At 68.2% G+C, this 20843-nt stretch carries 17 protein-coding genes and 1 rRNA gene; 9 read left to right on the plus strand and 9 right to left on the minus strand.

Features of this window, described 5'->3' with window-relative positions; all coding sequences use genetic code 11:
- Window positions 1-74 (plus strand): 5S ribosomal RNA (gene rrf / locus ITP53_RS61740); the annotation flags it as partial.
- A gap of 257 nt (window positions 75-331) precedes the next feature.
- On the opposite strand, the gene ITP53_RS25245 is transcribed toward rrf, so the two are convergent.
- Window positions 332-1096: a PhzF family phenazine biosynthesis protein gene (locus ITP53_RS25245; protein ID WP_195897925.1), complete on the minus strand. Its 765-nt coding sequence runs from the start codon at window positions 1094-1096 to the stop codon at window positions 332-334.
- A 169-nt stretch (window positions 1097-1265) separates the two neighbouring features.
- On the opposite strand from ITP53_RS25245, the gene ITP53_RS25250 reads away from it, so the two are divergent.
- Window positions 1266-1649 carry a cell division protein SepF gene (locus ITP53_RS25250; RefSeq protein ID WP_195897926.1) on the plus strand — a complete coding sequence of 128 codons (384 nt, stop codon included), beginning with the start codon at window positions 1266-1268 and terminating at the stop codon, window positions 1647-1649.
- A 424-nt stretch (window positions 1650-2073) separates the two neighbouring features.
- Here ITP53_RS25250 and ITP53_RS25255 read toward each other — a convergent pair whose 3' ends face one another.
- The 5 genes from ITP53_RS25255 to ITP53_RS25275 all read right to left on the minus strand — a co-directional run bounded on the left by ITP53_RS25255 (window position 2074) and on the right by ITP53_RS25275 (window position 9335).
- On the minus strand, window positions 2074-3402 hold the full coding sequence (locus ITP53_RS25255; protein WP_236051169.1) for a hypothetical protein: 1329 nt from the start codon (window positions 3400-3402) through the stop codon (window positions 2074-2076).
- Window positions 3403-3522: 120 nt separating this feature from the next.
- Window positions 3523-5250, minus strand: coding sequence for an arginine--tRNA ligase (argS, locus tag ITP53_RS25260; protein ID WP_195897927.1), 1728 nt, complete (start codon window positions 5248-5250; stop codon window positions 3523-3525).
- The gene (locus ITP53_RS25265) at window positions 5247-7526 is read right to left on the minus strand and encodes an HAD-IC family P-type ATPase (RefSeq protein ID WP_195897928.1); all 2280 of its coding nucleotides are present in this window, start codon (window positions 7524-7526) and stop codon (window positions 5247-5249) included. Before ITP53_RS25265 ends, argS begins: the two co-directional genes overlap by 4 nt.
- Before the next feature lie 42 nt (window positions 7527-7568).
- Window positions 7569-8588: a phosphate acyltransferase PlsX gene (plsX, locus tag ITP53_RS25270; protein WP_268961136.1), complete on the minus strand. Its 1020-nt coding sequence runs from the start codon at window positions 8586-8588 to the stop codon at window positions 7569-7571.
- 189 nt (window positions 8589-8777) lie between these two features.
- Window positions 8778-9335 carry a DUF1707 domain-containing protein gene (locus tag ITP53_RS25275; protein WP_195897929.1) on the minus strand — a complete coding sequence of 186 codons (558 nt, stop codon included), beginning with the start codon at window positions 9333-9335 and terminating at the stop codon, window positions 8778-8780.
- Window positions 9336-9513: 178 nt separating this feature from the next.
- Between ITP53_RS25275 and ITP53_RS25280 the strand changes: the two genes are divergently transcribed.
- Both ITP53_RS25280 and ITP53_RS25285 read left to right on the plus strand, forming a co-directional pair.
- Entirely contained in the window at window positions 9514-10830 is a 1317-nt protein-coding gene (locus ITP53_RS25280; protein WP_195897930.1) for a KamA family radical SAM protein, read from the plus strand.
- Between the two features lie 377 nt (window positions 10831-11207).
- Entirely contained in the window at window positions 11208-11867 is a 660-nt protein-coding gene (locus ITP53_RS25285; RefSeq protein WP_195897931.1) for a hypothetical protein, read from the plus strand.
- A gap of 643 nt (window positions 11868-12510) precedes the next feature.
- Here ITP53_RS25285 and ITP53_RS25290 read toward each other — a convergent pair.
- The 3 genes from ITP53_RS25290 to ITP53_RS25300 all read right to left on the minus strand — a co-directional run bounded on the left by ITP53_RS25290 (window position 12511) and on the right by ITP53_RS25300 (window position 14630).
- Entirely contained in the window at window positions 12511-12684 is a 174-nt protein-coding gene (locus ITP53_RS25290) for a hypothetical protein (RefSeq protein ID WP_195897932.1), read from the minus strand.
- Between the two features lie 151 nt (window positions 12685-12835).
- Window positions 12836-13702, minus strand: coding sequence for an ABC transporter ATP-binding protein (locus tag ITP53_RS25295; protein ID WP_195897933.1), 867 nt, complete (start codon window positions 13700-13702; stop codon window positions 12836-12838).
- Window positions 13695-14630, minus strand: a complete 936-nt coding sequence (locus ITP53_RS25300; protein WP_195897934.1) for an ABC transporter permease — start codon at window positions 14628-14630, stop codon at window positions 13695-13697. The genes ITP53_RS25295 and ITP53_RS25300 overlap by 8 nt, the downstream gene beginning before the upstream one ends.
- 473 nt (window positions 14631-15103) lie before the next feature.
- On the opposite strand from ITP53_RS25300, the gene ITP53_RS25305 reads away from it, so the two are divergent.
- From ITP53_RS25305 to ITP53_RS25325, 5 genes are all read left to right on the plus strand, one after another.
- A complete protein-coding gene (locus tag ITP53_RS25305) occupies window positions 15104-16741 on the plus strand; it encodes a peptide ABC transporter substrate-binding protein (protein ID WP_195897935.1) in 1638 nt (545 codons plus the stop codon).
- A gap of 124 nt (window positions 16742-16865) precedes the next feature.
- Window positions 16866-17810, plus strand: a complete 945-nt coding sequence (locus ITP53_RS25310; RefSeq protein ID WP_195897936.1) for an ABC transporter permease — start codon at window positions 16866-16868, stop codon at window positions 17808-17810.
- The gene (locus ITP53_RS25315; protein ID WP_195897937.1) at window positions 17803-18747 is read left to right on the plus strand and encodes an ABC transporter permease; all 945 of its coding nucleotides are present in this window, start codon (window positions 17803-17805) and stop codon (window positions 18745-18747) included. The genes ITP53_RS25310 and ITP53_RS25315 overlap by 8 nt, the downstream gene beginning before the upstream one ends.
- A 13-nt stretch (window positions 18748-18760) precedes the next feature.
- Complete coding sequence (locus ITP53_RS25320; protein WP_195897938.1) at window positions 18761-19798, plus strand: ABC transporter ATP-binding protein; 1038 nt, start codon at window positions 18761-18763, stop codon at window positions 19796-19798.
- Window positions 19782-20798: an ABC transporter ATP-binding protein gene (locus tag ITP53_RS25325; RefSeq protein WP_195897939.1), complete on the plus strand. Its 1017-nt coding sequence runs from the start codon at window positions 19782-19784 to the stop codon at window positions 20796-20798. The genes ITP53_RS25320 and ITP53_RS25325 overlap by 17 nt, the downstream gene beginning before the upstream one ends.
- Window positions 20799-20843: the final 45 nt, after the last annotated feature.

Raw genomic sequence — 20843 nt, forward strand, 5'->3', positions numbered from 1 at the left:
ACCCGGAAGTTAAGCTTCTCTGCGCCGATGGTACTGCACTCGGGAGGGTGTGGGAGAGTAGGTCACCGCCGGACAATCGTTAATATGGGGGAGGCCCTCGACCAGTAGGTCGGGGGCTTTTCCTGTTGTGGCCTGCCGTTGTTGGTGGGCGGGGCTTCACGCCGGGTGCGTGGGGCCCTTTTTTGTTATCGGGCTCCGGGCGGACGGGGGGCTGCCTGGTTCCCGCCTGGGCTCGGTGGGAAGGCGCTGCGCGCCGAGCAGCGGCCGACCATCATCGACCCGTCTCTGCGTCACCTGCCATCAAGCGCTCGCGCGGTCGGCAGCCCCGTGGCTAGATCTCCAGGGTTCCCGTGAGCACCGTTACGGCCCGTCCCGCCAGGCGGACTCGGTTGCCGTCGTGTGTCACGTGGACGATGCCGCCCCTGGCCGACAGTTGGGCGCCGGTCAGGGAGGCGCGGCCGAGCCGGGCCGACCAGTACGGCGAGAGCGCGCAGTGGGCCGAGCCCGTCACCGGGTCCTCCGGTACGCCGACGTTGGGGGCGAAGAAGCGGGAGACGAAGTCCGTCTCCGTGCCGAGCGCCGTGACGATGACGCCCCGCGCGTCCACGGCCCCAAGAGCGGCGATGTCAGGGGCCAGCGAGCGCACCGTCTGCTCGGAGTCCAGCTCGACGAGCAGGTCGAGGTGGCTCTTTCCGACCTGCACCGGGGTGACGCCGAGTGCTTTCTCCAGGCCGGCGGGAACGGCCGCGGGGGTCACCTCCTTGGCCGGGAAATCCATTGTGAGCGTGCCGTCGGGCAGGCGATTCACGGTGAGCGTGCCGCTGGCCGTGCTGAATTCGAGCTGACCTGTCGCCGCGCCCGTGGAATAGAGGACGTGAGCGGTCGCGAGGGTGGCATGACCACATAGAGTGACCTCCGTCGCAGGGGTGAACCAGCGGAGGGAATCTCCGAGCAGGAAGGCGGTCTCGGAGAGGTTCATCTCGGCGGCTACGCTCTGCATCCATCGGTCAGTAACCGGAGAGTCCAGCAAGCAGACCGCTGCAGGATTACCCTTGAAAGCTGTGTCGGTGAAGGCATCCACAGTGAAGAGGCGCATGCCGCTGATGGTATCCGGAGGGGTGGAAATCCAGCTGCAAGCGGGTTGCAAGCCGTACAAAATGGAATTAGGGCTGGGCGTGTCGCGTGGCGAATGCGGAATCGTCGGTTACCGTCCAATGTGTAGGGACGTGCCGATTACGGTGAGTTCCTGAGGAAAGGACAAGCCGATGGGGGCAGTGCGCAAGGTGGTGAGCTACCTTGGCCTGAGCGGGGTCGATCACTACGACGAGGCCTATGACGACGACGAGCACTACGAGGACGAGTACGTCCCCGCCACCGAGCGGGCCGCCAGGCGGTGGCGTGCCAATGTCGACGCGTCACGCATCGTGATGGTCCAGCCGCTCAAGTACAACGACGCGCCGTTGATCGGTCAGCACTTCCGTGACGGACAGACGGTGATCATGGACGTCACGGGCATGGCGCTGCCCGAGGCGACGAGAATGGTCGACTTCGCGGCCGGGCTGGCGTTCGGTTGCGAGGGGCGGATCGAGCGCATCGCCGAACGGGTCTTCCTGCTCGCGCCCGCTCACGTAGAGATCGAGACCACCTGAGCGGCTTCGGGATTGCCCGAATGCATCGGGGCGCACCGGGCAGGCCCGGAGTCGCCCGGCTATACACGGCCACCTGGGCGGCCTTCGTACTCGACCAGGAGCATCGACCCCGGGTGACGGGACGTCGACCACCCCCCGTTCCCGATCCCACTTACCGCTCTCCGACCTGTTCGAGAGGCGGTCGGCCGGAGCGAGATTGCCACCCCTCCACGCGGTGTTGGACCGTGGGTTCGAAGTGCGGGCCCATCACTCTGCGTGAGGTGATTGTCGCCTGGGTCCGGGCTGGTCTCGAGCGTCCGAGCAGGCCCAGGTCTGTCACGCTGAGCAACCCTGGACAGGTTCAGGGCCGTCGCGTTGGGCGGTCGCTCGCCCAGGAGCCAGGCGTAAGGGCATGGTTCGGGTGTCGTGCTGAGTGGGTCGGGGGCTATGCGGCGCGGGGGCCGCGGCGGATCAGTCGCGTCAGTTCGGCTGCGTCGTCGGCTGCTTGCTTCGCGCGGGTGTCCGCTTCGCGGGCGTAGGCGTGCAGGGCCCACACCGCTCCCTCTGCCAGCTCCTTCAGCTCGTTGACCTGGGCGGCGACGTAGCGGGCGTCGGCCTCGACGAACTTGCGGCGCTGCCAGAGCTGCCAGCCGGCCAGGCCGATCATGGCGACGCCCGCGGCGGCGAGCAGCGGGGCGAACGCCGCGCCCACCAGGCAGGCGACGCCGGCCACGATCAGCAGCATGGCGGCCCACGGTCGGGGGCGGGGCACGACTCCGTCCGCGACGATCGCCGCCTCCGCGGTGGCGAGCGACTCCTGGTCGGGGCCCTCGGGGCGCAGATGGATGCGGTGGCCGAGGAGCGGGACCGTGAGCGTGGTGGGCGGTTCGAGGCGGCTGTCGGCTTCGAGCTCCTCCGCGACGCCACGCAGGATCGGCCCCGCCACGTGCAGCGCGATGGCCGCCAGGTGCGGGTCGGCGCCGGGGCTCAGGTCGTCGAGCAGGTAGGAGTTGATCGAGGCCATCGGGCCGGCCGGTCCACTCAGGCCGACCAGGGACCGCAGCACCGCCAGCGGTTCGTCCTCGGCCCACGTCGTGGCCGGACTGCCCGCGCTGTTGTCGAGCGGCGCGGGGGAGTCGTGCTCACCTTGCCGGGCCGAGGTGATCTCGGCACAGCGGCCGCGTAGCCTGGCGAGCCGGCCGGCGGCCTGAGTCGGCCGGGCCAGCTCCGGAATCTCCGCCATCTCCGGAAAGTCGATCAGGGACGGAGGCACCACGACCGAGGGCTCATCCGGCAGGAGCGCCTGCAGCCACTGCTGCGGATCGGCGTGCTCGGGCACGGCTAGCGCGTCGAGCTTGCGTAGTACGAAGATCTTGCCGGCGGGGCCGTAGGCGCCCCTGGCGGCGGCCAGCCACAGCGAGCGCTGGCCGTGGGTGACGGGCCGGTCGAGCGACAGTTCGCCGAACGCCGTGCCGAGCCAGGAGGCGTGGATGCGACTGCCCTGCCCGGACACGGCGAGGGCCAGGCACAGGAAGAGCGCCGTGTGTTGCTGCTCGCGGCCGGCCGCCTTGCTCAGCGGGTCGAGGGGGTCGTCGCCGCTGAGTATGGCGACCAGCGCCTCGACGGCCGGGGGCAGCCAGTAGCCGGGTACGTCGCGAAAGCCCGGTGGGGCGGGAGGTGCGCTGCCGTCGGCGGCGAGGTGCGCGAGCAACGCCTCGGCGTAGCGGTGCACCTCCGTCGCTGCTTGGGGGCTCGCAGTCAGGTCCGTGCTCAAGGCAGAGAACTCCCCCATTTCGGCCTCTGATGATGACCGCGTAAAGCCTAGCTGTTGGGGCGCGCCAACGGGGTGAAGGCGCGCCCACGACGGAACGGGAGACTTTGAGCCAACTGCCTGTTACATGCGCTCGGGAACAGGGACGCCCAGAAGGTCGAGCCCCGTCTCCAGCACCCGCAGGGTCAGCGCGCAGAGGGCCAGTCGCGAGGCCCGGGTCTCCGGGTCGACGCCCTCCTTGAGCACCGGGCACTGCTCGAAGAAGTCGGTGAAGGCGGTGGCGGTGGCGTAGATGAACGCGCACAGCCGGTGCGGCTCGCTGGCCTCGGTCGTCTGCTCCAGCACGGACCCGAAGCCGAGCAACTGCAGGGCCAGCGCGCGCTCGGCGGGTTGGCCGAGCACGATGGGGGCGGTCGCCGTGGCGGGGTCCACGCCACCTCTGCGGAAGATCGAGCGGATCCGCGCCTGCGCGTACTGCAGGTAGGGGGCGGTGTTGCCGGTGAAGGCGAGCATGCGGTCGAAGTCGAGGACGTACTCGCTGTTGTGGCTGACCGACAAATCGGCATATTTCACGGCGCCCATGCCGACCGCGTGCGCGATCTCCTTCTGGGTCCCCTCGTCGTAACCCCGGTCGGAGATCGCCGCCGCGGCGCGGTCGATGGCCTCCTGGAGGAGGTCCATCAGCTTGACGGACTCGCCGGAGCGGGTCTTGAACCTGCGGCCGTCCTTGCCCAGCATCATGCCGATCTGCACGTGCTCGGCCGACACCGTGTCGGGCAGCCACCCGGCCATCTTCGCCGCGGCGAACACCATCTTGAAGTGCAACGCCTGCTCGGAGCCGACGACATAGAGGATGCGGTCGGCCTTGAGGTCGTGGACGCGGTAGCGAATGGCCGCCATGTCCGTGGACGCGTAGCCGTAGCCGCCGTCGCTCTTCCTGATGATGAGCGGCAGCGGCTTGTCGTCCGAGCCGGTGAAGCCGGGCGGGAACACGCAGAGCGCGCCCTCGCTGATCACCGCCGCCCCGGAGGTCTCCAGGTCTTCGCACGTCTTCTCGAGCATGGTGTTGTACATGCTCTCGCCGGCGATGTCGTCGTCGGTCAGTGTGACGCCGAGCAGGCGGTAGACCTTGTTGAAGTAGCGGAGGGTGGCGTCCATGAAGACGTGCCAGAGCCGCATCGTGGCGGGATCGCCCGACTGCAGCGTGGTCACCCGCACCCGGGCGCGCAGCTTGAACGCCTCGTCGCCGTCGAACTTGGCCCGCGCCGCCTGGTAGAACTCCGTGCCCATGCCGGCTTCGAGCTGCGCGACCGCGGTCTCCTCGCCGATGTCGAGCAGGTGCTCGATGAGCATGCCGAACGGCGTGCCCCAGTCGCCCAGATGGTTTTGCCTGATCACGGTGTTGCCGAGGTGCTCGTGCAGCCGGGCCAGCGAGTCGCCGACGATCGTCGTGCGCAGGTGGCCGACGTGCATCTCCTTGGCCGCGTTGGGCGCGGAGTAGTCGATCACCACGGTCTGCGCCGGAGTGATCGGGGCGACGCCGAGCCGCGGGTCGGCCAGCATCTGCCTGGCCTCGGACTCGATCCACGAGTCGCCGAGGGTGATGTTGAGGAACCCGGGGCCGCTGACCTCGACCTCGCCGGGGAAGTCCGCCAGCTCCGCCCTGATGGCCTCGGCGACCTCCCGCGGGGCCCGTCGCAGACGCTTGGCCAGGCTCATCGCGACGTTCGCCTGGAAGTCGGCGAACTGGGACGGCCGGATCAGCGGGTCTGCGGCGGCGTGCTCCGAGCCGAACGCGCGGGCCAGCGCCTGCTGGACGCGCTCGGTGAGCACAATCTGCGGGTCGGTCATGCTCTAAGGGTACCGGCGACCTTGACCGCGGCGCTGATGGCGACGGCGGCCACGATCGAGATACCGACGGCGGTCAGGTCGTTGCCGAGGTCACCGGGTTCGAGCGCGAAGAGCTCCCTGACGAAGGGCAGTGTGAGCCCGATCCCGAACGCCACCGCCATCGACCCGACCAGTGCCACGCGCCACCAGTTGAGCGGCCTGGCGATCAGCACCAGCACCCACCACGTGGTGAGGAAGAGGGTGATCACCGCGGACGTCTGGTCCTGGACGAGCGTGGAGGTGCCGCTGTGCGCGGCCCAGAACGACAGCAGGACCGCCACCGCGCACAACACCCCCGCGGGTACGGCGAAGCGCATCACCCGCCGGACGAACCCGGGCCTGGCCCGCTCGAGCGTGGGCGCGAGCGCGAGGAAGAGCGCGGGGACGCCGATGGTCAGGGCGTTCGTCAGGGTCGAGTGGCGCGGCGCGAACGGGAACATCACCCCGGCCACCCCAACGGCCAGCGACAACACGATCGCGTAGAAGGTCTTGGTGAGGAACAGGCCGGAGACGCGTTCGATGTTGGCCAGCACCCGCCGGCCCTCGGCCACGACGTGCGGCAGCGTGGCGAACTGGTTGTCCAGCAGCACGACCTGCGCGACCGCCTTGGTCGCCGGGCTGCCCGCGCCCATTGCGATGCCCAGGTCGGCGTCCTTCAGCGCCAGCACGTCGTTGACCCCGTCGCCGGTCATGGCCACGGTGTGGCCGCGAGCCCGCAGCGCGCGTACGAACTCGCGTTTCTGCCGGGGGCTGACCCGGCCGAAGACGGTGTGGGAGTCGAGCAGTTCGCCGAGTTCGTCCGGGTCGTGGGGGAGGGTCCTGGCGTCGACCGCACGGTGGCCGTCCGGTATGCCGAGGCTGGTCGCGATGGCCGCGACCGCGGCCGGGTTGTCGCCGGAGAGCACCTTGACCGTCACGCCCTGCGCGGCGAAGTAGCGGAGGGTCTCCTCGGCGTCGGGCCTGATGCGCTGCTTGAGCGTGACCAGCGCGACGGCCTCGGCGGAGTCCGCCGCGGCGAGGTCGTGCGCACGGCACAGGGCGAGCACGCGGGTGCCGGTGGCGGCCAGTTCGGCGGCCAGGTCGTAGCCGTGGCCGCCGTCGAGCAGCACGTCGGGAGCCCCCAGGAGCCACGTGCCCCGCTCGCCGAAGTCGGCCCCGCTCCACTTGCGCGCGGAGGAGAACGGCACGGTCTCGCCGGCCTTCCACCCGTCCGCGGAGTCGGGGTAACGGGCCCGGATGGCCTGGGCGGTGGCGTTCGGCTGGTGGTCGAGGTGGGCCAGCGCGGCCAGCGCGGCGTCGACGGGGTGGCCGTCGCCCAGCGGCAGCACCTGGTCGAGGTCCATGCCGCCGGCGGTGAGGGTGCCCGTCTTGTCCAGGCAGAGTACGTCCACCCTGGCCAGGCCCTCGATCGCGGGCAGCTCCTGGACCAGGCAGCGGCGCCGGCCCAGGCGGATGACGCCCACGGCGAACGCGATGGAGGTCATCAGCACCAAGCCCTCGGGGATCATGGTGACGATGCCCGCGACCGCGCCGGTGATGGCGGTGCGGAAGTCCGCCGAGTTGCTGAGCTGGCTGTGGATCAGCAGGGCGCCGATCGGGATGACCAGCCAGGTGATGTACTTGATGAAGTCGGCGACGCCCTGGCGCAGCTCGGAGTGGGCCAGGTGAAACTTGCTGGCCTCTTCCGTGAGGCGTAAGGCGTACGCGTCGGTGCCGACCTTCGTGGCGACGAACGCGCCCGCGCCCGCCACCGCGAAGCTGCCCGACAGGACCTGCTCGCCCGGCCGCTTGTGCACGGGGTCGGCCTCGCCGGTCAGGAGCGACTCGTCCACCTCCAGCCCGTCGGACTCGACTACCTCGCCGTCGACCAGCAGGCGGTCGCCCGGGCCGAGCAGGATGAGGTCGCCGAGCACCACCCGGCGCGGCTCGATCCGCTGCTCCCTGCCGTCGCGGCGGACGCGTACGGGCGCCTCGTTGATCACGGCGAGCCGGTCGAGAGTGCGCTTGGCGCGCAGCTCCTGGACGATCCCGATCAACGCGTTGGCCACCATGATCAGCCCGAAGAGGCTGTCCTGCCACTCGCCGAAGATCAGGATCAGCGCCCACAGGACGCCGATGACCAGGTTGAACAGGGTGAAGACGTTCGCTCTGATGATCGCGCTGAGCGACCTGCTCGACCGGCGCGGTACGTCGTTGGCCTTCGCCGCCGCCACCTGTGCCGAAGTGAGCCCGACCACATGACCCCCCGATTCTGTGGATCGGTCTCACACCCTAAAGGCTCACCACAGTCTCGGGGCGCGATGCGCGGGGACTATCCGGTCGCCGATCGCGGCCACGGTGCCGGCGCCGGACAGGTCGGCGGCGAGCCGGCACGCGGCGCTGATCCCTTGGGCCTTGGACGAGCCGTGGGCGATCACGACGGTGCCGTTCAGCCCGAGGAGCACGGCGCCGCCGTACGCCTCCGCGTCGAGGCGGTGGCGCAACTCGCGGATGCGCGAGCGCTGCAGCGCGGCGCCCAGCCTGGCCAGGCTGCTTTCGCTGACGGCCGCCCGCAGCTCGGCGAACGCGTAGCGGACCGCGCCCTCCACGCTCTTCAGTGCCACGTTGCCGGTGAACCCGTCGGTGGTGATGACGTCCACCTTGCCAGTCAGCAGGTCGTGGCCCTCGACGTTGCCGGCGAAGCGCAGGCCGGACGCGGCCTGCAGCAGCTCGTGGGCGCGTCTGACGAGCTTGTTGCCCTTCTCCGGCTCGCTGCCGATCGTCAGCAGGCCGACGCTGGGGGAGTCGATCTCGTACGCGAGCTCGGCGTACGCCGCCCCGAGCTGGGCGAACTGCACCAGCATCTCGGGTTTGGCCTCGGCGTTGGCGCCCGCGTCCAGGAGGAGGGTGGGCCGGGGATGCGTGGGGAGTGCGACCGCTATGGCCGGTCTGAGCACGCCTGGCTGGGCCTTGAGCCTGAGTCTGCCGGTGGCCACGAGGCCCGCAGTGGAGCCCGCTGACACGACCGCGCTCGCGTCGCCCCGGCGTACGAGGTGGCAGGCAACCGCGATGCTGGAACGCGGACGGCGCAGGCTGGCCAGCGCGCCCTCGTCCATCGCCAGGGCCTCCTCGGCCCGGACGATGGGGACCTCCTTGGTGGCGTCGTGGTCGGCCAGCGCCTCGTAGAGCACGCGTGGGGAGCCGACGAGGACGACGGACAGGCCGCGTTCCCGCACGGCGTGCACCGCTCCCGCCACGATCTCGTGTGGTGCGTGGTCGCCGCCCATGGCGTCGAGCGCGATGGGCCTGCTGTCGGACAATGATCACCTCGTACGGCATCGAGCCCGCCGTCACGGCTTGGCCGGAACGCGGGCTCGGCATGTCCGCATCGTAGGCGAGGCAGCTGCCAGGTTAAACCGGCGGGTAGACCCTCATGGTTCCCCCGGCGACGCCTTCCAGTCGCACGCGGCCACGCTCGACGGCTGAAACGCCCGCGTGGCCGGGGATCGTCAGCGGAGGTTCCAGTCGTCCGTGCTCCTGGACACGATCACCTTGGAGAACTTCGACGATCCCGTGACCCGGATCAGCGGGCCGTCCGCCTGCGAGCCGCCCGACACGTCGCGCTTGCCGAACATCGAACGGCCCTCGTCGATCACACGGGCGTTCTCAGGAACGCGCACGATCATCTTGCTGAACCAGGCGTCCGCCTCGATCGTGATCTCGCGGCCGGGCAGCACGGCGTCCGACAGGTCGATGATGAGCGCGCCGAACCGCCCGGACAGCCGGGTGTTGCGGGAGGCGACCCAGCGTCCCTTACGGACGATCTTGCTGAACTTCGAGTCGATGACCTGCTGCTCGATCGCGGCGGGCACGTTGGACGCGGACACCGCGGGCAGGTCCCGCGTGATGGGGACGAGCTCCCCGACCGTCTTCGCCGTATAGGCGGATTCGAGACGGTCGGCGTGCTCGACGCTGGTGAGTCTTCCTGAGGCGAGGGCTTCGCCGAGCACCGCGGCCACGTGGTCGCGATCGGCGTCTGAGGCGCGCAGGTCGGAATCGTCGCTCATGAAAAATCAGTGTATGCCCATTCGCGATATGTCGCGAGTGTCCGCGAACCTCAAGAGAAACTTGGAGCCCAGCGGAACCGGTGACGCGGCGCGCCGCGTCCGGGTATTAAGGACCGTAGACGCGCGACGGGGTCGTGAGGTTTACACCTGATCGAACAAAAAAGATAGGACAGGCTTAGTGATCTTGAACCAAGCAGGCACACGACGCTTTCGGGCGTACACGTCCAAGCACCTCGACGAGCTCCTGAAGCGTGCGGGGCTCGGCGACGACGAGCGGCTGAAGGTCCGCGCCGTCGCCACGGTGCTGCCGTTCCGGACCAACGCCTATGTCGTGGATGAACTCATAGATTGGTCGGCCGCCCTCGACGACCCCATGTACCGGCTCGTCTTCCCTCAGGAGGACATGCTTCCCGCCGCCGACGTCGCCAGGCTGGCCGACCTGCTCAAGGCCGAGGCGCCGAACGCGGAGATCCAGGCGGAGGCCAACCGCGTCCGCGCGCAGCTCAACCCGCATCCAGCGGGCCAGAAAGAGCTCAACGTCCCCAAGCTGGACGAGGAGCCTGTCCCGGGTATGCAGCATAAATACCCCGAAACTGTGCTGTTCTTCCCTAAACAGGGGCAGACCTGTCACGCGTACTGTACTTACTGCTTCAGATGGGCGCAGTTCGTCGGTGACGCGGACCTGAAGTTCGCCTCCGACGACATCGACCAGATGGTGGCCTACATTCGCCGGCATCCCGAGGTCACCAGCGTCCTGATCACCGGCGGCGACCCGATGATCATGGGCGAGACCGTCGTCAGGCGATATATCGAGCCCCTGCTCGAGGTGGAGCAGCTCGAGTCGATCAGGATCGGCTCGAAGGCGCTGGCGTACTGGCCGCAGCGCTTCACCACCGACCCCGACGCGGACGCCACGCTCGGGCTGTTCGAGGAGGTGGTGAACGCCGGCAAGAACCTCGCCTACATGGCCCACTTCTCGCACCCGCGCGAGCTGGAGTCGCCGCTGGTCGAGTCGGCGGTCAAGCGCATACTCGGCACCGGCGCCACGATCAGGACCCAGGCGCCGATGATCAGGTCGATCAACGACGATCCGGCCATCTGGTCGGGGATGTGGCGGCGGCAGCTCAGGATGGGGATGATCCCCTACTACATGTTCGTCGAGCGCGACACCGGGCCACAGGACTACTTCGCGGTGCCGCTGGCGCGCGCGTACGAGGTCTTCAGGGACGCGTACTCCTCCGTCTCCGGGCTCTGCAGGACCGTGCGCGGGCCGTCGATGTCGGCGACGCCGGGCAAGGTGTGCGTCGACGGCGTCACGGAGATCGCCGGGGAGCGGGTCTTCATGCTCCACTTCATTCAGGCCCGCGACCCGTCGCTGGTGGGCCGGCCGTTCTTCGCCCGCTACGACCCGTCGGCGGTCTGGCTCACCGATCTGCGCCCGGCCTTCGCCGACCGATTTCCGTTCGAGGCCGCGGAGGCGCTGCTGCCCGCCTGAGCGCGTCCACCGCGACCGGAAAATCTTCGCCACCGGCCCGTGACATCTTTTCGCGACCCTTTGTTCACGGGCCGGTGAGGCGCTGCGCGCCGGCCATCGGCGCGCTTCCACGCGCGTCCGCATCAATAATGCATTTCCCTTTTTGTCTGCCCGCTCAACGCTCTCCCCCTACTCGGTAACCGGCCTGCAAACCCCTGCTACATGGGCATTCATGCGCCTGCGGCCGGTCACTCAGAGTGATAGAACAGCTGCGTAGCTCAGCCGTGACGGCACGCTTCGTGTGGTGCCCATAGCGCGTACGCCACGGCATTCGGGGGTTATCGATTCGCATTTCCACCGCATTTGAGAGCGATCGATCACGAGCCGGGAAGGCAATCATGAATCGAGTAGTCAAGGCGGCGGTCGCCGTCACAGCATTCAGCTTGGCGGCGGCTCTGTCCGTACCAGCTCAAGCGGAAGTTCGATACAACGCCGCCAGGTACGACGTCGGAGGCGTCGGCGGGGCACTCAGTCCCATCAGCGGTCTGCTGGGCGGCCTGGTCGGCGGGGGCCTGCTCGGCGGGCTCCTCGGCGGCGGCAGCAAGGCCAAGGACGGCCAGTCGACGGGCACGCAGATGTCCGAGGCCGAGCAGGACGCGATCTTCGAGAGCCGGGCCCCGTACACCAGTACGCCGAACTCGGCCGAGGACGTCACCAACCACGGCGGACCGCTGCCCGAGCTGTCGCCGATCCTCAGTGGGTTCTCGCTCGGCGGGAGCGGACTGACCTCCTCCCTGCCCCTCCTGTCCGGCGCGGCCCGCATGGCCCAGCCGGCGACGTCGGCGTTCACGGGCTCGCGGGGCGGGTACGCCGCGGAGGACACGACCGTACGCGGCGCCATGGGCACGGTGACGGGCACGCTCCAGGGCGCCTCCGTCGACCCGCTCACCCCGATCGTCAAGGGTGCCACCGGCGTCGTGGCGGCCAGTGGGGCCTCCGGCGTCTACCAGGGCCTGGCGTCCGCGCTCGGCTGGGTCACCACCGGGCTGGTGAGCTAGGCGGGAAGCTCCCGTGTTCGCGGGCGTCCCAAGGTGCCGACGCTCGGGAACCGGCCGTGACGGTCGCGGGGCGGGCTCGTTCGCACGCCCCAGCTGGACACCGCGTCTCGCTGTGATCGGGACGCCGCCGTAACCGGCGCCACGTCCCGCTGTGGTCGGGACGCCGTCGTAAGCGGCGCCGCGTCTCGCTGTGGTGGACACCGCCGCACTGATGCGGCAGGCCGACAGGGCGCTCTCAGGTGCCGAGCGCCCGGGGCACTGGCGCGCGTGGGTGGTGGGCCGCCGCGCAAGCAAGCGGTCTCATGACGGGCCTGGGCGGACGCGCTCGGGCCCGGGGCTCGCATCGCGCCGCCCTCGCAGGGCAGCGGCGCCGCGAGCACCCCCTGCCGGCCCCGCCTCTCTCGGGGCCGGCAGTTTCGCTTTCACGGCGGCTTCTCTTTTACGGCGGTTTCTCTTTATGCGGTTCGCTTTCAGGGCGGTTTTTTCTTTTACGGCGGGCCGAGTGGGCCTGCGCCACCCGCCGCACGTGGCCATGGCCTCCAGGAAGACGGCCGCTGACCGCCACGTGGCCGGGCGCCGTTACGCCGCGCATCCTTGACCGGCTCGCGGCTGACGTGGGACCCGTGGTCGTCCCTGAGAAGCGTCAGGGGAGCCGGATGCCGGTGCGGCGGGCTATCTGGGCCTGGAGCCTGGCCATCTGCCAGTGCAGCTCCAGGAGTTGCTCAGCGAGCTGCGTCCTGGGGATCTCGGACACGTCCTCGGTGTCCAGGTGGTCGATCGCGGTCGAAAGCTCTCCCATCGCGCGCCCCCACTCCATCGCCGTTCCTCGGCTCGAATTGACGTTCGAATACTATCGGAACGGCAGGCTCGCTGTCAGTCATTCGCCCCTCCGGTCACCCTCGTTTCGCGCATGAAGGAAGCCCGGCCGCGGGCAGGCGGCCGGGGACGGGAAGGGTGGTGGGCGGGGGTCAGCCCTTGTTGTAGGCGGCGAGGACCTGCTTGGGGTCGCCGTCCATCTTGATCTTGCCCTTGTGCAGCCAGATCACCCGGTTGCAGGTCTCCTCGATGACCCTGAGGTCGTGGGCCACGAGGAAGACCGTGCCGGCCGACTCACGGATCTTGCGGATGCGTTCCTGGCTCTTCTTGCGGAACTCGCGGTCGCCGGTGGCGAGGGCCTCGTCGATGAGCAGCACGTCGTGGGTCTTGGCGGAGGAGATGGCGAAGCGCAGGCGGGCGCCCATGCCGGAGGAGTAGGTGGACATGGGCAGCTGGACGAACTCATCGATGCCGGAGAAGTCGACGATCTCCTGGTACTTCTCGCGGACCTCGGACGGCGTCATGCCCATCGCGTAGCAGCCGAGGACGATGTTGCGCTCGCCGGTCAACTCGCGCATGAGAGCCGCGTTGACGCCGAGCAGCGACGGCTGACCGTCGGTGTAGACGGCGCCTTTGTGCGGCGGGAGCAGGCCCGCGATGGCCCGCAGCAGCGTCGACTTGCCCGAGCCGTTGCGGCCCACGATGCCGATGGCGTCGCCGTGGTAGGCCACGAAGGTCACGCCCTTGACGGCGTGGACCTCTTTCATCTGCGGGCGGCCCTGGCGCCTGATGAGGCGTGTGAGGGCGTTGACCGCGTTGCCCTTCTCCGAACCGGAGGCCGCGCCGTAGACGCGGTAGACGATGTGCAGGTCGTCGACGATGACGGTCGGAGTGCCCGTGGGGACGTCCAGTGGCCGCTTGCCCTGGGGCTCCGGGTTGGGATGCACTCTCACATCCTTGCCGGTGACGGCGGGCTTCTCGCCCTTCACCTGTGACAGCTCCTTGGTCAGTTCAGCCACGCCCGTACCTCTCCTCGGACCGCCAGAAGTACCAGAAGCCGAAGCCGAGTGAGAACACCGCCCAGAATACGCAAGACATCCACACCATCGGCGGCGGGTGGTGGCCGAACTCCGTGTTGTGGCTCCCGATGAGGATCTCGCGCATCCACTCGATGTACGAGGCCGCCGGGTTGAGGTACATCACGTTGGCCACCCACTGCGGCAGCGTCGCGGCCTCCACCACCTTGTCCTGGATGGAGAAGAAGACGCCCGAGGCGTAGAGCCAGGTGCGGGTGATGAACGGCAGCAACTGGTTGAGGTCGCGCATGGTGGCGCCGAGCCGGGCGACCACCAGGCCGGCGCCGATGTTGAACAACGTCTGCAGCAGGAGCACGACCGGGATCATGAGCCAGAACCAGGTGGGCACCTCCCCGGTGACGACCACCAGGACGAGGAGCACGCTCATGGAGAAGGCGAGCTGCTGGAGCTCCTGGATCGTGTACGCCAGCGGCAGCGACGCGCGCGGGAAGTGCAGCGCCCTGATGAGAGACAGGTTGCTCGAGATCGACTTCGCGCCCGCGGTGACCGTCCGGTTGGTGAAGGTGAAGATGAACATCCCGGTCAGCAGGAACGCCGGGTAGTTGTCGATGTCCTTGCCGCCGCCCAGGATGAGGCCGAACATCAGGAAGTAGATGGCGGCGTTGAGCAGGGGAGTCAGCACCTGCCACAACTGGCCGAGCGCGGAGCCGGAGTGCTTGGAGACGTTGCGCGAGGTGGCGTACGTCAGGATGAAGTGCCGCCGCTCCCAGAGCTGGCGCACGTAGACAGGAAACCTCGGCCGGGCGATGGCACGGCGAAGTCCATATCTCTTGGCGAGCTTGGCCAGCGGCTCCTGCCCGCTTCGGCCGCCCGCCTGGGCGTCCGCGACAGCGGATTCCGGCTGGCTCATGGCAAGGACTCTATTGGATCCGGGTTGGTGAGATGCCTGCCGCACGGGTCGGCGACAGTCTGTTGGACGACGCCTTGCGGCGCCGGGTTCCCAAGACGTCGTCAAGACCTGGTCAACCGTAGCCCAGCCGGGCGGGCGATGGCGGCAGCGGCACGAGCACTCTTGGACGGGGGGTATTTTTCATCGACTGTTCACGTCCGGGCTCTCCCGGTTGAGGCATGTATGTTCAGTTTGCTACCGACTGTGAGAAATGTCTGTGACGCGGGATAGGCACACGTGTGACCGAACTGCAACGCGCCAGAGACTCCCTGGTGGCAAGTAGTAAGGGATAGTCGCGATCGACTGGCAGGGCGTCGGCTGGTTTGACCATGTCAGCCAAATCCGGGGGGAAACCAGGAACCCCCCGTCAGGCTGCTGACGATCATCGCAGCTCAGCGCTTACGCCCACCTGTAGAGGGAGGAATTCTTTCACCATGCGTGTTACTAAGGGCGCACAGATCGTCGCCGGTACCGCGCTGCTCGCCCTCGCGGTTGCCGCGTGTGGCGGCGGTGCCTCGGAAACCGGCGGCACTGCCGCGGGCGGTGGAGAGACGCCGGTCCGCATGGAACTCGGTGAGCCGCAGAACCTCTTGGTTCCGTCGAACACCACCGAGTCCGAGGGTTCCGAGACGCTTGCCGCTCTGTTCGAGCCTCTCGTCAACTACGACGAGAACAAGAACGCAGTGGAGGCCGCGGCCGAGTCGATCACGAGCGACGACCAGAAGGTCTGGACGATCAAGCTCAAGCCCGGTTACACCTGGCACAACGGCGAGCCCCTCATCGCGCAGAACTACGTCGACGCGTGGAACTACGCGGCCAACCAGGAGAACGCCCAGGGCGCGGGCTACTTCTTCAGCCGCGTCGACGGTTTCGCCGACCTCAACCCGGGCGAGGGCAAGGAAGTCACCGCCGAGGGCATGAAGGGCCTCGAAGCGCTTGACGACTCGACTCTGCAGGTCACCCTCACAGCGCCGTTCTCGCAGTTCAAGGTCATGCTCGGCTACACCGCGTTCTACCCGCTGCCCAAGGCGGCCTTCGGCCCCGACGGCAAGGTGACGCAGGAGTACGGCGAGAAGCCCATCGGCCAGGGCCTGTTCAAGATGGACAAGCCCTACCGCAAGGGCACTGACCAGACCATCGACATGTCGGTGTACGACAAGTACCCCGCCAAGAAGCCGACGGGCTGGACCAAGCTTCAGTTCAAGCTCTACACCAACTCGGACACGGCGTTCAACGACCTCCAGGCCGACAACCTGGACATCCACGACTCCCTCGGCCCGGCGTCGATCGCGACCGCCAAGTCCACGCTCGGCGAACGTTACCAGGACCAGCCGGACGCCGGTGTCGGCTACGTCGGCGTTCCGCTCAAGTACAACCCCGAGCTGAACAAGGTCGACGTCCGCAGGGCCATCTCCATGGCCATCGACAGGAAGACCATCGCCGAGACGGTCTTCTCCGGCACCCGCTCGCCCGCCGACGACTTCATCAACCCGGCCATCGCGGGCTACCGCCAGGGCGCGTGCAAGTCCTGCACGTACGACCCCGCCGCGGCCAAGAAGCTGTACGAGGAGGCGGGCGGCCCCAAGACCCTCGAGATCGGCTACAACGCCGACGGTCCGCACAAGGAGTGGATCGAGGCCATCGCGAACAACCTCAAGGCCAACCTGGGCATCGAGGCCACCGCGAAGCCGTTCGAGAAGTTCGCCAGCATCCTGGACGCCCTGGACGCCAAGGAGTACAAGGGCCTGTTCCGCATGGGCTGGGCCATCGACTACCCGTCGGCGGAGAACTACCTGTCGCCGATCTTCAGCACGGGTGCCGCCGCGACCGGCTCCAACTACGGCGGTTACTCCAACAAGGAGTTCGACGACCTGATCGCCAAGGGTGACCAGGCGGAGACGATCGAAGAGGGCCTGAAGTTCTACCAGCAGGCCGATGACATCCTGCTCGAGGAGTTGCCGTACATTCCGGTGTACTTCTACCGGAACAACTCCGGCTACTCCACGAAGGTCAAGAACGTCAAGATCAACCTGCTCAACCAGGTTGAGTGGGCCGACGTCGAGAAGGCCTGACGTTGTTCCCAGGGGCGGGCGCGGCGCGCCCGCCCCTGCAGGGTTAGCCAGAAGGCAGCTCATCGGCCACGACCCCCAATGGCCGAGCGTGGAGTTGCCTTTTCGGCATGTACGGGAGGCTTAAATGGGCCGTTACATCATCAGGCGTCTGCTTCAGTCGATACCTGTGTTGTTGGGTGCCACCCTGCTCATCTTCGCCATCGTCTTCGCGCTGCCTGGTGACCCCATCCAAGCGCTGGCCGGTGACAAGCGAGCGGATCCCAACATCGTCGCGATCCTTCGCGAGCAATATCACCTCAACGACCCGCTGCTGCTCCAATACTGGTACTACATCAGCGGGGTCCTCTTCAGAGGCGACTTCGGCGTCACGTTCTCCGAAGTGCCCGTGACCCAGATCATGCAGGGCAAGTTCCAGGTCACGCTCAATCTGGCGATCGTCGCCCTGATCATCGAGGCGGTCATCGGCGTCGGCCTCGGCCTCTGGGCGGCGCTGCGCCGCGGCAAGGCGACCGACACCCTGATCCTCGCCTCGACGCTGCTGCTGATCTCGGTGCCGACCCTGGTGTCCGGTTTCGTGCTGCAGTACATGCTGGGCGTGAAGCTCAAGCAGTGGACCGGACTCGACGTCTTCCCGATCGCGGGCATCTCCAACGGCCTGCGCAGCTATCTGCTGCCCGGCTTCGTGCTCGCCGGCGTGTCGATCGCGTATCTCACCCGGCTCACCAGAACCAGTCTGGCCGAGACACTACGGGCCGACTTCATCAGGACGGCCACCGCCAAGGGGCTGTCCCGCCGGCGGGTGGTCGGCAGGCACGGCCTGCGCAACGCGTTGATCCCGCTCATCACGTTCCTGGGCGCCGACCTGGGCAACCTCATGGGTGGCGCGGTGATCACCGAGAGAATCTTCAACCTGCCCGGCATCGGCAACCAGCTCTTCAACTCGGTGTATCTCAGAGAGCAGCCCATTGTTGTCGGTATCGTGACAATCCTGGTGCTGATTTACATCCTGGCCAACCTGGCTGTCGACTTGATGTACGCAGTGCTCGACCCGAGGATCCGCTATGAGTGACATTCGCCCGGGCGGGCCTGCCATCGCCCCCGCGGAAAGCCCGGCCCCACGGCCGCCGGCGAAGACCAAGTCGTCCAAGCCGGCCAGCCTGTGGACCGACGCCTGGCACGACCTGCGACGTAGGCCCATTTTCATCATCTCCTGCTGCATCATCGCCGTGCTCGTGCTGATGGCGGTCTGGCCCTCGCTGTTCAGCTCGATCGACCCCGCCGACGCCAGGACCTGCGACCTGAGCACCGCCAGGCAACTCCCCAGCGCCGGTCACCTGTTCGGCCGCGACAACCTGGGCTGTGACCTCTACGCCCGGACGATCTACGGCGCGGCCAACTCACTGAAGATCGGTATCAGCACCACGATCTTCGCCGCGCTCATCGGCAGCCTGGTGGGCCTCGTGGCGGGCTACTTCGGCGGCGCCGTCGACAGCGTGGCCTCACGCATCACCGAGATCTTCTTCGCCATCCCCAGCATCCTGGGCGCGCTGCTCATCGGCTCGACCTTCCGCGGCAGCGGGCTGGGCATCTGGCTGGTCGTCATCGCACTGACCCTGCTGGGCTGGCCGATGACGTTCCGGATCATGCGGGCGGCGGTCATCACCGCCAAATCACAGGATTTCGTCGTCGCCGCCCGAGCGCTCGGCGCCGGTCCCTCGCGCATCATGTTCAGGCACCTGCTGCCCAACGCGCTGGCCCCCGTGATCGTCGTCGCGACGATCAACCTCGGCGGGTTCATCGCGGCCGAGGCGGCGCTGTCGTACCTGGGCGTCGGTGTGCAGCCGCCGGAGATCTCCTGGGGTCTGATGATCGCGGACGCGCAGGCCAGGTTCCTCGACGCGCCGCTGCCGTTGATCTTCCCGGCCGTGTTCCTGAGCATCACCGTGCTGGCGTTCATCATGCTGGGCGACGCCGTGCGCGACGCGCTCGACCCGAAGCTCAGGTAGAAGGGGGGATCAAGTGAAGAAGACGTCAGAAGATGTGTTGCCCGCCGAGGGAGGGCTGGGCGACCATCCGCTGCTCGCGGTCGACGACCTGCACGTCGAGTTCCGCACGCGGGCGGGGATCGTACGGGCCGTGAACGGCGTGAGCTACACGGTCGGCCCCGGCGAGACGCTCGCCGTCCTGGGCGAGTCGGGTTCCGGCAAGTCGGTGACCGCTCAGGCGATCATGGGCATCCTGGACATGCCGCCCGCGGTCATCCCGCAGGGGCAGATCCGCTTCAAGGGCACCGACCTGCTCAAGCTCTCCGAGGAGGCCCGCAGCCAGGTGCGCGGTCAGCGCGTCGCGATGGTCTTCCAGGACGCGCTCTCCGCGCTCAACCCGGTGTTCACCGTGGGCTGGCAGATCAGCGAGATGTTCCGGGTGCACCGCGGCATGTCCAAGCGCGACGCGCTGAAGAAGGCCGTCGAGCTGATGGACCGGGTCCGCATCCCGGCCGCCAGGCAGCGGGTCAACGACTATCCGCACCAGTTCTCCGGCGGCATGCGCCAGCGCATCATGATCGCGATGTCCATCGCGCTGGACCCCGAGGTGCTGATCGCGGACGAGCCGACCACCGCGCTCGACGTGACCGTCCAGGCGCAGATCATGGAACTGCTGGCCGACCTGCAGCGCGAGAGCCGGATGGGCCTGATCCTCATCACGCACGACCTGGGCGTCGTCGCCGACGTGGCCGACAAGATCGCCGTCATGTACGGCGGCCGCATCGTCGAGAACGCCCCCGTGCACGACATCTACAAGTCGCCGGCGCACCCGTACACGAAGGGCCTGCTCGAGTCGATCCCCCGGGTCGACCAGAAGGGCCAGGACCTGTACGCCATCAAGGGTCTGCCGCCCAACCTGCTCGACCTGCCGACCGGTTGCGCGTTCCATCCGCGGTGCCCGTACCGGCAGGACAACTGCGTGACCGACGTCCCTCCGCTGCACAGGGTCAGCGGCGTGCGCGGCAGCGCCTGCCACTACTGGAGGGAGGTCCTCGATGGCGAACCACAGTGAGCGCATCCTCGAGGTACGCGACCTGGTCAAGCACTTCCCGCTGACGCAGGGCGTGCTCTTCAAGAAGCAGATCGGCGCCATCAAGGCCGTCGACGGCGTGTCGTTCGACCTGCACAGGGGCGAGACGCTGGGCATCGTGGGCGAGTCCGGGTGCGGCAAGTCCACCCTCGCGAAGGTGCTCATGGCGCTGGAGCGGCCCACGTCGGGCTCGGTGCTGATCAACGGCCGCGACATCGCCGAGGCCAGGGGCGGCGAGCTCAAGCGGATGCGCCGCAACGTCCAGATGGTGATGCAGGACCCGTACACCTCGCTGAACCCCCGGATGACCGTGGGCGACATCATCGGGGAGCCGTACGAGATCCACACCGAGGTGGCGCCCAGGGGCGACCGGCGCAGGAAGGTGCAGGAGCTGCTGGAGGTGGTCGGGCTCAACCCGGACCACATCAACCGCTACCCGCACCAGTTCTCCGGTGGCCAGCGGCAGCGCATCGGGATCGCCCGGGGGCTGGCGCTCCAGCCCGAGATCATCGTCTGTGACGAGCCGGTGTCCGCGCTGGACGTGTCGATCCAGGCCCAGGTGATCAACCTGCTGGAGCGGCTGCAGAACGAGTTCAACCTGGCGTACATCTTCATCGCCCACGACCTGTCGGTGGTCAGGCACATCTCGGACCGCGTCGGGGTGATGTACCTCGGCAAGTTCGTCGAACTGGGCAAGGACACGGAGATCTACGACCGGCCGGCGCATCCCTACACGCAGGCGCTGCTGTCGGCCGTGCCCGTGCCCGACCCCGAGGGGCGCGAGCAGCGGGAGCGGATCATCCTCCAGGGTGACCCGCCGTCGCCGGCCAACCCGCCGTCGGGGTGCCGGTTCCGTACGCGGTGCTGGAAGGCGCAGGAGATCTGCGCCGAGCAGGAGCCCCTGCTGCAGATCCGGCCGGGGACCGGGCATGAGAGCGCGTGCCACTTCGCGGAGACGCACGACGTGGTGCACATCGGCTGACCGGCCTCGCCGGCGTCCGGGCCCTTCGAGCATCCCGCTCGGAGG

Origin of the sequence: Nonomuraea cypriaca (assembly GCF_015645445.1) — a bacterium.
Taxonomy (GTDB): domain Bacteria; phylum Actinomycetota; class Actinomycetes; order Streptosporangiales; family Streptosporangiaceae; genus Nonomuraea; species Nonomuraea cypriaca.

Bases quoted from the DNA above. Each gene is read 5' to 3' on its own strand.
- ITP53_RS25275 (WP_195897929.1), bottom strand. From the start codon at position 9,335: ATGAGCGACGATTCCGACCTGCGCGCCTCAGACGCCGATCGCGACCAC.
- ITP53_RS25325 (WP_195897939.1), top strand. From the start codon at position 19,782: ATGGCGAACCACAGTGAGCGCATCCTCGAGGTACGCGACCTGGTCAAG.
- ITP53_RS25300 (WP_195897934.1), bottom strand. From the start codon at position 14,630: ATGAGCCAGCCGGAATCCGCTGTCGCGGACGCCCAGGCGGGCGGCCGA.
- ITP53_RS25245 (WP_195897925.1), bottom strand. From the start codon at position 1,096: ATGCGCCTCTTCACTGTGGATGCCTTCACCGACACAGCTTTCAAGGGT.
- ITP53_RS25310 (WP_195897936.1), top strand. From the start codon at position 16,866: ATGGGCCGTTACATCATCAGGCGTCTGCTTCAGTCGATACCTGTGTTG.
- ITP53_RS25250 (WP_195897926.1), top strand. From the start codon at position 1,266: ATGGGGGCAGTGCGCAAGGTGGTGAGCTACCTTGGCCTGAGCGGGGTC.
- argS (WP_195897927.1), bottom strand. From the start codon at position 5,250: ATGACCGACCCGCAGATTGTGCTCACCGAGCGCGTCCAGCAGGCGCTG.
- ITP53_RS25315 (WP_195897937.1), top strand. From the start codon at position 17,803: ATGAGTGACATTCGCCCGGGCGGGCCTGCCATCGCCCCCGCGGAAAGC.
- ITP53_RS25305 (WP_195897935.1), top strand. From the start codon at position 15,104: ATGCGTGTTACTAAGGGCGCACAGATCGTCGCCGGTACCGCGCTGCTC.
- ITP53_RS25290 (WP_195897932.1), bottom strand. From the start codon at position 12,684: ATGGAGTGGGGGCGCGCGATGGGAGAGCTTTCGACCGCGATCGACCAC.
- ITP53_RS25285 (WP_195897931.1), top strand. From the start codon at position 11,208: ATGAATCGAGTAGTCAAGGCGGCGGTCGCCGTCACAGCATTCAGCTTG.